The sequence below is a fragment of the Zoogloea sp. genome (assembly GCF_023150065.1).
Taxonomy (GTDB): domain Bacteria; phylum Pseudomonadota; class Gammaproteobacteria; order Burkholderiales; family Rhodocyclaceae; genus Zoogloea.
In genome coordinates this window covers 52,357-65,808 of sequence record NZ_JAKLLN010000013.1, presented here as the reverse complement: position 1 = coordinate 65,808, position 13,452 = coordinate 52,357, and the positions used below count along the sequence as shown (strand labels likewise).

The 13,452-nt window shown below is 64.7% G+C and carries 15 protein-coding genes; 9 read left to right on the top strand and 6 right to left on the bottom strand.

Translation table 11 applies throughout. From position 1 onward, the window contains the following. Nucleotides 1-182 precede the first annotated feature (182 nt). Complete coding sequence (locus L6Q67_RS14940; RefSeq protein ID WP_296570895.1) at nt 183-929, top strand: hypothetical protein; 747 nt, start codon at nt 183-185, stop codon at nt 927-929. Here L6Q67_RS14940 and L6Q67_RS14935 read toward each other — a convergent pair. Continuing rightward, nucleotides 882-1,412 carry a nitroreductase gene (locus tag L6Q67_RS14935; RefSeq protein ID WP_296570892.1) on the bottom strand — a complete coding sequence of 177 codons (531 nt, stop codon included), beginning with the start codon at nt 1,410-1,412 and terminating at the stop codon, nt 882-884. The two genes, L6Q67_RS14940 and L6Q67_RS14935, sit on opposite strands and share 48 nt — an antisense overlap. A gap of 143 nt (nt 1,413-1,555) precedes the next feature. Beyond that, nucleotides 1,556-2,230, bottom strand: coding sequence for a DUF2325 domain-containing protein (locus L6Q67_RS14930; protein WP_296570889.1), 675 nt, complete (start codon nt 2,228-2,230; stop codon nt 1,556-1,558). A gap of 1,095 nt (nt 2,231-3,325) precedes the next feature. Between L6Q67_RS14930 and L6Q67_RS14925 the strand changes: the two genes are divergently transcribed. Continuing rightward, nucleotides 3,326-3,517, top strand: coding sequence for a hypothetical protein (locus L6Q67_RS14925; RefSeq protein ID WP_296570887.1), 192 nt, complete (start codon nt 3,326-3,328; stop codon nt 3,515-3,517). On the opposite strand, the gene L6Q67_RS14920 is transcribed toward L6Q67_RS14925, so the two are convergent. Then, the gene (locus L6Q67_RS14920; protein ID WP_296570883.1) at nt 3,483-3,740 is read right to left on the bottom strand and encodes a hypothetical protein; all 258 of its coding nucleotides are present in this window, start codon (nt 3,738-3,740) and stop codon (nt 3,483-3,485) included. The two genes, L6Q67_RS14925 and L6Q67_RS14920, sit on opposite strands and share 35 nt — an antisense overlap. Before the next feature lie 129 nt (nt 3,741-3,869). Here L6Q67_RS14920 and L6Q67_RS14915 point away from each other — a divergent pair, with 129 nt between their 5' ends. The 7 genes from L6Q67_RS14915 (at nt 3,870) to L6Q67_RS14885 (ending at nt 9,016) form a co-directional block, all read left to right on the top strand. Further along, nucleotides 3,870-4,352, top strand: a complete 483-nt coding sequence (locus L6Q67_RS14915) for a hypothetical protein (RefSeq protein WP_296570881.1) — start codon at nt 3,870-3,872, stop codon at nt 4,350-4,352. A gap of 186 nt (nt 4,353-4,538) precedes the next feature. After that, complete coding sequence (locus tag L6Q67_RS14910) at nt 4,539-5,129, top strand: hypothetical protein (protein WP_205904708.1); 591 nt, start codon at nt 4,539-4,541, stop codon at nt 5,127-5,129. Nucleotides 5,130-5,366: 237 nt separating this feature from the next. Further along, nucleotides 5,367-6,494: a methyltransferase domain-containing protein gene (locus L6Q67_RS14905; protein WP_296570874.1), complete on the top strand. Its 1,128-nt coding sequence runs from the start codon at nt 5,367-5,369 to the stop codon at nt 6,492-6,494. Between the two features lie 8 nt (nt 6,495-6,502). Next, complete coding sequence (locus L6Q67_RS14900) at nt 6,503-7,174, top strand: hypothetical protein (RefSeq protein ID WP_166300513.1); 672 nt, start codon at nt 6,503-6,505, stop codon at nt 7,172-7,174. Between the two features lie 72 nt (nt 7,175-7,246). Beyond that, a complete protein-coding gene (locus L6Q67_RS14895; protein ID WP_166300511.1) occupies nt 7,247-7,399 on the top strand; it encodes a hypothetical protein in 153 nt (50 codons plus the stop codon). A gap of 365 nt (nt 7,400-7,764) precedes the next feature. Next, nucleotides 7,765-8,481: a RadC family protein gene (locus L6Q67_RS14890; protein ID WP_166300509.1), complete on the top strand. Its 717-nt coding sequence runs from the start codon at nt 7,765-7,767 to the stop codon at nt 8,479-8,481. Nucleotides 8,482-8,671: 190 nt separating this feature from the next. Further along, entirely contained in the window at nt 8,672-9,016 is a 345-nt protein-coding gene (locus tag L6Q67_RS14885) for a hypothetical protein (RefSeq protein ID WP_166300504.1), read from the top strand. Nucleotides 9,017-9,255: 239 nt separating this feature from the next. Here the strand turns inward: L6Q67_RS14885 and L6Q67_RS14880 are convergent, their stop codons facing one another. From L6Q67_RS14880 to L6Q67_RS14870, 3 genes are all read right to left on the bottom strand, one after another. Then, complete coding sequence (locus tag L6Q67_RS14880; protein WP_166300502.1) at nt 9,256-9,990, bottom strand: Fic family protein; 735 nt, start codon at nt 9,988-9,990, stop codon at nt 9,256-9,258. Then, nucleotides 9,974-10,648 (bottom strand): hypothetical protein, encoded by a 675-nt coding sequence (locus tag L6Q67_RS14875; protein ID WP_166300500.1) that lies wholly within the window; start codon nt 10,646-10,648, stop codon nt 9,974-9,976. Before L6Q67_RS14875 ends, L6Q67_RS14880 begins: the two co-directional genes overlap by 17 nt. Before the next feature lie 142 nt (nt 10,649-10,790). Beyond that, the gene (locus tag L6Q67_RS14870; RefSeq protein WP_166300498.1) at nt 10,791-13,268 is read right to left on the bottom strand and encodes a DNA repair protein; all 2,478 of its coding nucleotides are present in this window, start codon (nt 13,266-13,268) and stop codon (nt 10,791-10,793) included. Between the last annotated feature and the right edge of the window lie 184 nt (nt 13,269-13,452).

Genomic DNA, 13,452 nt, shown 5'->3' with positions numbered 1-13,452 from the left:
CGGCGTGCGCTTGGGCCGTCTACTCGGTACCATGACTGCTTTGGTCGCCCACCCCATCGCCATGAACCCCTTAGGCTGGCCACCACCGTGAGGCCATACGGCCAGGGTGATTCGCCAATGGGCGAGGATGAATTTCAACCGTTATTGTTGGCAGCCCTATGTTCGCTCAGATCCTGGAATACATGGCAGAGACCCTGCCATTCCGCTCCTACACCGACGACGAACAACGCTGGGCCTGCGTCACAGCCGAGTTCGCCGAACAGATCCATACGCTTGCGAACGAACTCCTGACTTCGCTGCCGTCCGATCTCACGCGCCGCGTTCTGAGCGAGTCCAAGCAGGAGGTTCTCCAACGAGACAAGCCCACCGTCTCGGTCGCGGAATTCCGCCTGCGGCCCACGAACAGCTACTACACCAAGTCGAATCGCCCTCTGCCCCGCCCCGAGAACCCACGAGGCTTCGACGCCACGGGCTTGGCAGTGTCTCTTTCGGTGTGCCGAGGCTTCGCCGAGAAGGACAGCGCCACGCCTCCGTTCATCGCCTTGGACTTCGAGGTCTGGGGCGCACACGAACGCGCCGGCTTCGCCAGCTTGCTGCGCGACCATCGTCACCTCGTCGAGATGCTCGTCACGCGCTCCGGCGCCTCACTCTTCACTTCCTGCCCCTTCAAGAACATCGAGGCAGCCGACTACGTGTCGCCCTTCGAAGCGCTCGAACTCTATTTCGCGAATGAGACCGACCCGGAAAACCAATTCGCGCTGCAATGCAAATTCGGCCGTACGGCCCGGGAAACCGACATCCGGCATTCGCTGCAGATCGCCCTCGCGCTGTACGACGCCACAATGGGCTACTGCCTCGTTCAAGCCCAGCGGGAGCGGCTTCTAGAGCACGTGCGCCTCGGCACCCTGGCACTCGGAAACAAAGCCTGAAGGGTCTGCTCTCGTTGGGTCACGGCTCTCGCCCTTGGCGGTTCCGACATGGATCATCGCGACGATCCGCTCGGTGCGCCCGAACCCCATCAGAGACCGCAGAGGCCCTTCGGGGCCACCCGGCGGCGATTTCCAAAATCCCCCGTAACCCATCATGTGCAGCGCATTGAGCATGTTCATCGCGGCCGCGCCGGCTGACAGCAGTTGCTCGTGCTCAGGGATCTTGCTTTGCCCATCCAGCCTCGCCGCCACGGCGATGACCATGGGGGAGGCTAGCGCCTTGGCGCGTGCGCGTTCCGGGGCGACATCCTGGCCCATCGTCAAGGCGACCTCCGCGTAGGCCTCACCAAGCGCAGCCAGCGCGTTCTCGCGCACCAGTGCGAAGCGCCAGGGCTGCAGGCGACCATGATCAGCCGCGCGAAGTGCGGCGGCGAAGACCAGGGCAGTTCCTCGTCGCTGGGTACCGGCGCCGCCAACGGCCACGGCGAATAGCGAGACAGCAGGAATTCCAACGCACGATGCCGTCCAGGGTTGATGCTGTAGGGGATCTTCATGGCGTCATACCTCGGACAAATCAAGAAACCGGTGGCTCATTACCGAAGCCGTCGCTTCGCAGGGTCAGCCGATCACAGACTGCGCACCGGACAGGCCTGGACCACGATGCCGTCGCCCTGACGCATCGCGTGAATGGCTTTGTGTTCGTCGATCAGGATGCAGGGCTTACCGGTTCGACGACATTGATCCTGCACGCGCCAATAATCACCTTGGCTGATACAGCCGGTGCGACAGATCACAAGCTCTGTCTCCTGCAGGCTGGTGTCCATGCCAGACGCGTCCGGTCTCTCCGGCGTGATCGTGACCACATCCTGGAGGACACGAGGGCAGGCTTCGCCTATCCCGTGAGCGCAATCGCCTCTCGGGGACTCGGCGACCGGCGAAGACGGCATGCACACCACATGCCGAGAATCACTCCCCCATCGCCAGCGGGTTCGTTCTCGCAGCAGCACCTCAATGCGCTCCTTCAAGTGGTCGATCTGGCGCGCGAGTAACGCCCGGCGTGGCAGCCCCGGAACCAAGGCTTCGAGGCGAGCACGGCCCTCACGCTCGAACTGCAAAGCCGTCACGCGAATCACCAACTCCGCACGCAAGCGCATCTGCTCGGCTTGTAAGGCGTCGATCAGCGCCGCCTGCTTGGCAATCACGTTGCTGCAGCGCTCCTGCACCTTGCCATACTGGGACACCAGTACTGCCAACTCCGATCGTGCTGGCTTGCGATCGAGCTCACGCACCAAACTCGCCATGCCTTTATCTCCACGCGCAAAGGAAACCCGTGCCCGCATGTGGGGCCTTGTCTGGAATGACGGGTGAGCGGCAACGGTGTTTAGTCAACCAGCGCACTCGCGAGGATCTGTTGGCGGTTGTACTGCCCCGAGATGATGGAGCCTTGCCCGAAGCTCAGCGTCGCGGCAAGACCTGTATCGTTCGGGTCACCGCAGATATGCAGTGACCCCTTGATGCCCCAACTTACCCACAATTTCTGTGGACAACCATGGGGAAAACTCCGCTGTGTAGGAGATCGACCCGAGTAAGCTCCGGGGCTGCCTACCTACGAAGCCCACGTGCACAAAAAAAGTGCAACACGCAGTGGCCCACCTAGCATCTCAGCGGCGAGTCCCAAGCCCAGAATGCAGCTTGGTTCTTGCCACTGGGAGCGGAGCGTCCTGTCAACTGCCAAGGCGCAACACGCAAGAGTCGCCATATGGATCATGTGGGGATGGCGAGGGTCGGAGTACCTTTGTGTCCCGTTGAAGATCGGACCACACTGGCCGTGCTTCTTGCGGACATCGTGTCCGCGCAGCCTTCAACACCGTCCGTCGCGGGTGGTTTGAAGTCCAGCTTTGGCTGGCGTCGCGGTCGTTACCCGCCTCTTGACACCAGGTTTTCCTGGCTTGTCGATCACTTCGGTGATCGGCTCAGTAGCAGGCTTCATGCCCAGCGTCCGGCTTGCCGAATGCGTGTCATCCGAATCGGCTCCCCCGATTCGCGAGCCTCTGCTTCACCGCATGAGTCGGCCTGAGTTCGCAAGAGCGCCATCTACCCAGCGCACCGCAAGGTGCCGCCACCGAGCCGCTTGACCCTCCTAGGTCGAGCAAACCCGAACGGGAACACTGTTTCCCGTCTGGGGATGGGTGTTCCCTTTACACGAAGGAGAACACCATGTTCGCATCGATCGCAACCCGATCCGTCGCACGCACCTGCGTGCTGTTGGGCGGTTCCGGCCACAGCCGGCCGCTCACCGTGCAGTCGCGTCCCGTGGCCGCACTGCTGCGTCCCCTGCCGTCTTCTGCGGATACGACCGGTGGCGCTCTTCCCTCGCGCAGCGAAAGGAGTTGAGCATGCTCGGCTCTTACCGCAAGCGCATTGCCGCCATGGCGATCCAACTCGCCAAGGATGACCCTCAGTTGGTCAAGGAAGTCATCGCCCGTCTTCGCGAGTCGGGTGACATCGAAGCCGACGATCTGGTCTATCTGGACCGGATCGCCGACCGCTGGATCAGGATTGCTCAGGAGAATCAGGTTCGGGGCTAACGACAGTAAGTCGTGGGGGTGGCAATACCCCTTTGGCCCTGGCCATTTCCACGGCGATCTTCTCCAGCAGATCCGGCCGTTCCTCGCCGAGCACGTTGGTCCATGTGGCCATCGCCGCCTCGACGTCGGCCTGCGTTCGCACGCCGTCGAAGTCGATTCCGAGCTTTCGGAAATCCTCGACTTCGGCGGGTGTGAACCGGAGTGAATCGCCTGTGCGCAGCATGTTGTCGCTCTCCTGAAAAGGGGTCAGCGCTCAGCATAGCCCCGTCGCACACCTGTGCAATCCCAGGGAGATCCGGTCGTCTCCCGGTCGGGGACGAGTGCCTCCCATTTTCTTGAAAAGGAGAGTGCCATGTCCCCTGAGAAACGTCCCCGCCCGAAGCGTTCGGGCATCGAAACCGAGGAAGAACGCACCTGGGTCGAGTTCTACCGGCGCGTGCGCAGCGATGCTGCACTGGCCGCCGAAGTGATCGGCCAGCTTGAACGAGATGTCGAAATGAAGCGCAGCCACCTGGCCCTGTACCTGTCCTGTAAGGAAACCTTGCGGCGCGAGAAGGCACGCCAAGCAAGGCACAAGCGCATCGGCTTCTTCGTTCGCTGGCTGACGCACGCCTTGTTCATCATGCCGTGGCAGGCCCTCCGTGAATTCGGCGGAGAGAGCCGCGACATCGCGATCGAGATGTTGCCCGAACCCGAGCGTTCCAACCGGCAGGCCCCCCTGCCGCCTTCCTCACCCGGCGTTGTCACGCCGACCCGCCGCAGCCGCAAGGCCCGGCCCGATGCCCCTGCCCCCGCAGAGGCTGGCGCGGAGAAAGCCGAACCGGCCTCCTCCTGAGCCGCGATGTGCCCACGTGACCTGGCGTCCTCCGACGCCGGTCCGTGCGGCCTCGCCCTGCCGCTCCGCGCCACACCCCCGATTCCCTGCCCCGGCCCCTGGCCGCGGGCGCTTCACCCCGCCGCTATGCACATGCACGGCGGCCTCCCCCTGATTTTTCGCTCACTCGAAAGGAGCCCACCCATCATGAGTACCGTTTCCGACATCCTGCGCTCGATCGAGCACCGCGCCGAACGCGCCATCGCCCAAGAGCTGCACCTGATGATGGAGCAGGTCTTGAAGATGCGCACCAGCCTCGTCCTCGAGGACAGGAACCACGCGGATGCCCTGCTGTTGAAGCTGGATCGCCTGCATGGCGACCAAGTCGTGCGGCCGATCGACGCGGCCAATGCGCCGCCGCTGCCGCCCTTCCCGCCGCTCCCGTCCCTCGACGACATCCTGCCGTCGGCGCCGAGCGACTACGAGGTGCGCCTCTTCGATCGCGACTACGGCGACCTCGAGGACGTGGCCGTCGTCGAGAGCTTCACGCTGGCCGTGCAACTGGCAGTGGATCGGCACAAGGCAGATCCCAACGATCTGACCGAGGCCGACTGGACCGATGGTCGCGGCACGCTCACCGTGCGCTCGCACCACGGCACCGTCCTGGTTCGCGTCGAAGCGATTGAGACGCCGATGCCGACCGTCGACCTGCACGTCGCGCGGGCGTGCATGGCGCTCGAACACGGCGACCACGGCCCGGCCCGGCAGCTTTTCACGGCGCTGCGCCAAGCCGCTTGAGGTGAGCCTCGGCAACGGGCCGTCGCGCGCTTTCCAAAGCGCGTCCGGGCCGTCCACGCCGACCGACCTCTGCCCCCCAGGCCACATGGCCTCTTTCACCTACCCGACGGGGATGTCCTCCCCGCCGGGCGAGGGCATCCCCTTCTTCATCAAGAGTCGAGCATGTCCTCTACCCTTTGGGCCGACGCGCCCACACCGGTCCTTGCGACCGAGCAGTTCCCCCGCATCCTGGCCGCCGTGATCGCGGCCGATCCGCGCGACCGCAGTGTCCTGCGGATCTTCGGCATCCCGACATCCGTCGAGACCGAGCACACCCCGGGCGCCCGCCCGCAGATCGCCCTGAAGCTCTATGAAGGGTTGATCCAGGCGGTGCTGGACAGCGGCGTGATCTATTCGCTGCGCAACGTCCGGGTCGCCGACGACTTCTACGTCGAGTACCTCCGCGAGCAACGCAGCCTGTGGCTGAAGTACCAGCAGATCCTCGGTTCGCGCCTGCTGATCCGGATGACGGATGAACAGGCCGAATCGTTCGAAGAGACGGTCCGGCAATTGCAGGCACCCGAGCCCGCGAAAGCCGCAGAGACGGAGCCTGCATCGCTGCAAGGCGAGATGGCCCTGCTGCGGGCCAAGGGGCAGCGCATCGAGCTGCCCGCCCGGCGTCTGCAGCACTACGCGCACATCAAGACGCTGATCCTGAACGCCGGCGGCGTCTACAGCCGCAATGGCTTTCAGTTCGGCGCGGCGATCGACGTGACCCAGGTGCTGAACCGTCTGCGGGGTGGCGAAAAGCCCAACCCCAAGAAGGATCGGCAGGCCTTCTACACCCCGGAAGATGTCGCCGCCGAGACGGTGGCCTGGGCGATGGAATGCCTGGGCGATTTGACCGGCAAGCGGATGCTCGAACCTTCCGCAGGGGAAGGCGCACTGGCCGAACCGGCCCGAGCCGCCGACGCCAAGGTGATCGCCGTGGAGATCAATGGCCCGAGCGCGCAGATCCTGCGCGACAAGGGTTTCGAGGTAATAGAGCGGGATTTCCTGTCCCTGAGCCTGGCCGACATCGGTCTCTTCGATGTGGTCATTGCCAACCCACCGTTCAGCAAGGATCAGGACATCACCCATGTGATCCACATGTGGCGCTTCCTGCGTCCTGGCGGCGTGCTGGTCAGCCTCACCTCGCCGGGATGGCGCACCGGGCGCACGAAAGCGCAGCGCAACTTCCGCGCCTTCGTGGACAACATCGGCGCCGAAGTCGAAGCCTTGCCGGCCGGTGCCTTCAAGGCTTCGGGCACGAAGGTCTCGGTGCTGCGCCTGCGCGCCGTCAAGCAGGTCGAGGGCGCGCTTCAAGGCAGCCATCGGCAAGGATGAGGTGCGCCATGGCGAACATCACCCTCAATGCCGAGCGGCAGCTCTACGTGCTCGACCACGGCCACGGCTACACGTGCTTCGGCTTCGCCAACGCGCGTGACCATGCCAAACAGATGGCCGAGCGGCTGAAGCGCCCCGAGCTGGCCTTTGGCGAAACGGACTTCGGCGCTCTCAGCGGCTACCAGAAGTACCTGGCCGCCGTCGACGCCTGGGGCCAATCGGCCCTGAGCCGCAAGACCTACTTCGACCCGGCAACCGATCCCAAGGCCGCCCGGGTTCTGGAGCGGTGCCGCGAGAACGGCGCCAAGGTCCGCCTGATCCAGGGCGACACCGAGACGGGCCGGACCTGGCTCGATGAGCATGACGTGGTCGGCCGGATCGGCCGCTCGACGGGCACGCTCAAGGTGCCGCTCCTGGTCGAGCCCGGCGCCGATGGCGGAACCGCCATCCTGTCGGCGTGCCTGCTGGCCATCGTCGATTGGCGGAGCGGGGAGTTTCTCTTTCGTCATGCCCGCTACCGTGCGCCGGATCTGCTGATCCGGCCCAGCGACGACGCCGAGCGCCCGTGGGATGTGCTGCACGACGAACGGGTCGTGGCGCGCTTCCAGGATATCGGCAAGGCCGGCGCCTACGTCGCCTTCATGCGCGGCGAGACGATCGAACCGCGCATCTTCCAGTAATCCCTGTCCGTCCGTGTGACGGGCAGTTCTTGCGCAGTGCCCCGAGCGGGCGCTGCGCCCAGGAGGACTCTCATGACCCCGTTCCACAACCCGGACGTCGCGGCGCGGCGTCCGGCCGAGATGAACCTCGAGACTTTCGAGCGCGGGCCGCTGCTGCGGCAATTTCGGCTCCTTGCTGCAACCGCCGATTCGGAACCGCGTCCGACTGGCCACGCCTCACTCTGAGTCACAACTTTGACTCTTCTGCAGCCCCGATCACCATGACAGGTGATCGGGGCTGTTTTTTGGGAAGCCAGACATCCCTGATCCGGCATGGCGAGCACCCGCACCGGCACCTCAGCCGCCACCCGAAAAGCCCCTCGCCAGCGGTCTCCTGCGGATGGCACCCGCGCCATGGCATCACACAGGCCAGCCGCTCAGCGCGAGACTTCGTCATCACCCCGGCTTCATCAACGAAGCCATTCCGGTCCCTCCGGCGTCGCGGTCGACACCCGCCCTTTCCGCCCTTGCGCATGCAACGGGCACCCTCCCATCCATTCGGGACACCGATCCCGAGGGAGGTTCGGTGTCCCTCTTTTCAGGAGAACACCATGAGCACGCTTCACATGGATCTTTGGACGATGCTGAACGCATCGATCCGCCACATCGGCAAGACAACGTTGCGCGCCATTGCCGCGAGTTCAGCGCCGAAAGCGCACTCGAGCAATGACGCCAATGGCACGGAATTCGACGCGCGCCAGCTCAGCCGTGCAGGTCTGCTGCGCGAACTGCTGGCGCCGGTGTCGTCCGTCAGCCAGGACGAGATCTACCGGGTGTGCGACGTCGATTCGAGTCGAGCCCTGCCCGCCTCACTGGAGACCACGGTTGCTCGACGTCTGCAAGCAGCGCGCGAACTGCTCTGCCGCGACATGCTGGACGATCTGCGGGGCCGCCCCGTGATGGATTCACCCAGGCTGCTGGCCGAATGGCTGCGCCTGCACTGCGCTGCCCTCGACTACGAGGTCTTCCTCGTCATCTACCTGGATGCGCAGCACCGGCTGATCACCATCGAACAGCTCTTTCGGGGGACGCTGACCCAGACCTCGGTCTACCCCCGCGAAGTGGTCAAGGCTGCGCTCGCCCATCACACTGCTGCGGTCGCTTTCGCGCACAACCACCCCAGTGGCAGTACAGAGCCCAGCACGGCGGATCAGCGGCTCACCCAGCAGCTCAAGACCAGCCTGGCACTCGTCGACGTCCAGGTCATCGACCACTTCATCGTGGCCGGCGACCAGCACTACTCGTTCGCCGAACACGGGTTGATCTGAGCATGGGCACGAGAAGACCCCCGACCTGCCCGCTGTGCCAGGGGCCAGGCATTGCCCTCGGCAGCCTTGGCCGCCTGCACTGGTACCGCTGTCGCCACTGCGGCATGGATTTCAGCCGGGCTGCACGCCCGAAGAAGCCGCACACGCCCGCCGTTCAACCGGCACGCCCAACCATCCAGGAGCATCAAGCATGAGCCGACACCTCACCCGATCCCGCCACGGCGGCCTGCCCGTCCTGGTGGTCGCCGGCTACGACCGACCGCTGCGCGAACTCTTCCTCCACGTCATCCGGGAAGGCTCGGATGCTGCCCCGAGGGATGCGGCCGAGGCGTTCATCTACGACAGCCTGGATGAGCCCCAGAAGGACTGGACCGACATCAACACCTTGACCGAGACGCTGGCGCACCTGGACATCAAAGTGCCGCCAAGCGTGATCGAGCAGATCTACCTCGACCAGACCTTCAACGTCGGCAACCGTTACGTCGAGCACCCCGCCGACGAGACGGGCGACGTGGAAACCTGCGGCCCGGACTGAGCCAGCGCACAAGAATTTGCTACGCATAATTTGACAGGCTGCCTCGACGGGCCATTTCCTCCCTGTGGCCTTGCAGCCCTTTTCCCGCCTCGGTTCGCGCCGAGGCGGTTTTTTTACCGGCAAGAGTTACCACCACCCTCATTCAAGGGGTTGGAACCATACGCGAGCCCGCCAAACCGTGCCCCATTCCCACTCGCGTCCAGACAGCATCAGATCCGTGACGCCACTCAACCGGAAGATCAAGACGATCCAGCCTTGGAGCGAGATCGATTCAACTCGAACGCCTGGTACTTCTGCCGCACATGCGCATCCGAATACTCGTCATCGACCGCATCGTCGACGCTGCCGCCATTGAGTCCCTGGATGCCGTCAATGACGCCGCCCCACAACTGGCGGTCGCGTGACATCCCAATGAAGCCCAGCAGGTAGCGATCCAGATGGCCTTTGCCAGGAGATGCGATTTCCGCGCTGAGTGCAGCAAGGTAGTCGGTCTTACGTGTGCGCTGCCATTCGATGCAGAAACCCGCGCGATGGCACAGTTCGCTGTGCAGGACGAGCATCGTGCGGCCATTGCCGTCAAGGAACGGGTGGCCATAGGCAAACAGCCCCATCACTTCGCCCGGTCGCTGCCGTAGCGCCGCCTTGTCCTGCCCAATCCGCAATCCCTCCTCCACCGCCCGTCGGGCATCGAACGGGTGACAAAACAAGGTATCACCCTTGCGTATGGCAATGTCGGGGGTTGTGGCCGCTCGATCCTGTCCGGCCCAGGGGTAGAACGCTGAAAACAGGATGCGATGCACCGCGAGAAAGTCCTCGTAGCCGAGTGTCCTGCGCTTGGCCACATGACCCAGCGCCTCGTCGAGACCGGCACGAAACATGGTGTGTTCGAGCTCGCGCACGATCTGCGGATCCTTCTCACCGTATCGATTGCGCAGGTAACCCGCTTGGTCAAAATCCTTAAAGGGATCGAACACGCTGCTTGCGCTCCCTCAGGTGGTTGATCGTCAGCGCAGCGACGTCCGTCGTGGATATCTTGCCGGCACGCTTCAACGCGATCAGCAGGTCTTCAGTACTGTCCGCGCGAACATCATCCCCAGCCAGTCGGGTGACGGTTTCGGCCCACTGATCCATGGCATTGGGGGTGTAGACCACCTTGTATCGGCGAGCCAGTTCCTGCACGAAACGAGCGACATCCACCGTGGGAATTGCCAACGGTGTTGCCTTGTAGCTTCGAGGCTTGCGGCGACGGCTGCGGAACTCGACGCGCTTCCCGTCCACGATCAGTTTGCGCGAAATCCGCGGCGTGTCTGTCTCGACCACAAGTGCAGGCTCGTTAAGGCCTGCGGCGTCCCTGGGGAGCCCCTCCTCATGAAGGATGACCCCCCATTTCTGGGCGGCCTCACGAATGATCGCCTCAAGACTGCCCAGCAGGCGCACTCGCCCGGCCGGGGATTCGCGCTGGGCCTTGGCATAGATACCTGCCCCAAGACGTACCAGTTCCCCGCCGCGCAATAGAGCATCCAGGGCATGGGAGACCTGTGTCCGCCCCCCCAGCGCGGCCACGTCGGAACGCAGAACCACCGTGCCAGAACGACGCCTGATCGACTGCCGCATCCGATCTTCAAGCTTCATGTTTGGCTCCTCTTGTGTTCGCCAGAGCATTTTAACATTCAGACCAAAGAAAAGCAGCTTTCACCATACCGGACAACATCTTACAGTCGCATTCCATGCCGGACATCCGGCATCATTTGTCAGATAGAAACCCCATCCCACCCTACGAAGCAGCCGAGCTCGCCAGCACTCGATCACCCTGCGCCTGGCACAGCCCATCCAGATTGATGACCGCATCGGCCATTGACGTCAGCTCGGGCGTCTGAGAGATGTAGATCTCCCGGGCATACCCACCCAGGCGCAGCACTTCCCGCTTCATCGCCATGAACATCCGCTTGCGCGCCGGATCCAGCGCGCCGTCCGCTTCGTCGCTGAACAAAGTTCCGTAGCAGCGCCCGCTGTTCTGGCCGAGGTACAAGGCCACGGCACGCACCAGACACTCGTTCACCCAGACCCTCTCGCCGCCGCTCATCTGCTCCACCCGTTTGCTCTGTCCCGATTCACCGTCGTGGACTTCGATGGCAAAGCCCTCACGCTGCTCGCCCTTGCGCGTTTCGAGCTGCGTCAGCAACGACACCGTGAAACGCGGCCCGTAGCAGGCCAGAAGCAGGTCGTTGGCCAGCCCCGCCAGCGTAGGGCCAGCGTCGTCGATCGCCAGCGCAATCACGCCGTCGTTGCTCAGGCACTTGGCCAGCAGGTTCCAGCTTCCCAATTGCGACTCCACCAGAGCGACGCGCGCCGCCAGCTGGTGACGTTCGCTCCGGCGCTCACGCAGCTGACGATCCAGCGCTACCTTGACCTCGACATCGCGGATCGCCTGCAAATGCGCGCGCTCGGCTTCGACGGCCGCTGTTTGCGCTCCCGCTACCGCACGCTCCGCTGCTGTCAGCCGCTGCTCGTCGAACGCCGGGGGCAAAGCGGCCAGTGCCGCATCCAGCCTGTCGAGCGACTGCCGGTAGTACTTGGCCTGCTGTTCCTGCTGGGCCGCGAGCGCCTCCAGAACCTTGGCAATGTCACCGCGCTCGGTGACTTCTTCCGGGGTTTCATCCTTCCCGTCGTCGCTACCCCCCACCTGCAAGCCGGCCAGCTCGCCATCGATCTCTTCGCAGCGCAGGCGGGCCTGGCGAAGCTCTCCGGCCCGTTCCGCCAAACGGCCGCACTGCTCCGCCCGGCCGCGGGCCACCGATTCCCGCCACTCGGCCCAGGCCAGGGCCTGCGGCCCGCTCTCGAGGTCACGCCGCTGGGCCGCCAGCGCCGCCTCCTGCCGCCGCGTGGCCGCCCGATCATCGGCAAGACGCCGGATCGCGCCCTGGGCACTCGGCATCAGCGCCTGCGCCTCCCTGGCGTCACCCAGCAGCTTGCATTGCCCTTGCAGATCGGTCCCGGCGCAGGGCACCTCCCGCGTCAGGCCGATTCGGCGCGCCAGGTCTTCGGCCCGCAGGGCGGCCTGCCCGGCTTCACGCTCGATCGCCTTGGCGCGAACGCCTGCCGCCTCCAACGCGCTGTCGCAGCGGGCCAAGGCCTGGACCTGCTCACGGGCTGCCCGCACCCGTTCGCCATGCGCCGCCGCCACAGCTTCGGCAAGCTCCAGACGCCGGACGGCCCGCTGCACGCCCGCCTCGTGCGCCAGAACCGCATCGCACTGCTGCCGCTGGCGCGCCAGGGCCTGCACCCGCGATGCACGCTGTGTCCGGCGGGTCGCGGCACGTTGTTCGAGCCGCTCCAGCCGCTGTTGCTGGCATTTCTTCTGGGAGGCGATGGCTTCGATGGCCTCTTTGCCGGTGCGGATCAGCGCTGTGCGCTCGCTGCTCATCCGACTGCGCACCGTCTCCGTGCCGCGCGCCTGCTCCCGCACTGCGCGCTGCTGCGCCAGGCGTTCGCGTGCGGCCTCCAGGGTCGTTTGCGCCGCCTTCAGGGTGCCGGCGAGTTCGACCACCCGCTTCGGCGCTTCTTCCAGGCGCTGCCGCTCGCCATCCTGGCGGCCGATCTGCTCGTCGAGCGTGGCCTGTTGCTGGCGCATGGACACCAGACCGGCTTTCAGCAGATCGGCCACCTGCGCGGCCTTCTTGCCTTCGTTGCGGATCTCTTCCTGTCCCAGCAGGTCGGCCAGCAAAGTCTTGATCTCGCCGTTCTGGTAGCTGCTGAGCTGCCGCTTGCCCTGGGCGCTGAATGCGGACGTGAAGAAGGTCTCCGCGCTGCCCAGCAAGTATTCGACGCACCGCACATAGGTGCCGGTCTTGCCGTCCGAGACCGTTCCATCTGGCAACTGCACGGGCCGCCAGCGCCCCTCGTCGTCGGCCTCGAACAGGAAGGCATCGGTGGCCCGCCGCCCATTGCTGCGGATCACGACCTGCGAGCGGTAACGCCGCCCCTCGTGCAGCCACAGCAGATCCTTCTCGGCCTCAGGCAGGCACACATGGTCGTAGTAGGAAAAGCCCCCGACGCCAGCCGCCCGCGACGGCATGACGAGGAAGGGGTGCAGGTTGTCGAGAATGGTGCTCTTGCCCCGGCCATTGGCGCCGGCCAGTGCCACGAGTTCGGCATCGCCGGCAAGACGTTCCAGGTCGAGGGTCAGCACATCCATGCCGAGGCCATCGCGGATACCGCGAAAGCCTTTGAGGGTCAGCGAGAGGGGATACATGGCATCGGGCTCCAAGGATCAGAGCCTTCAGCTTGCCCCCTGTTCAACGCGGTTCAAGGGTCTGGCTTCGCCACGGTCTTCGAATCAGCCATGGCTCTGGAGCCCCAGAGCCAGACGGCGCCCGGAAACATCGCGACATGCTTGCGCCTGGCGCTGCTTGGAAGGCGAGCCAGCCCCCTTTGCG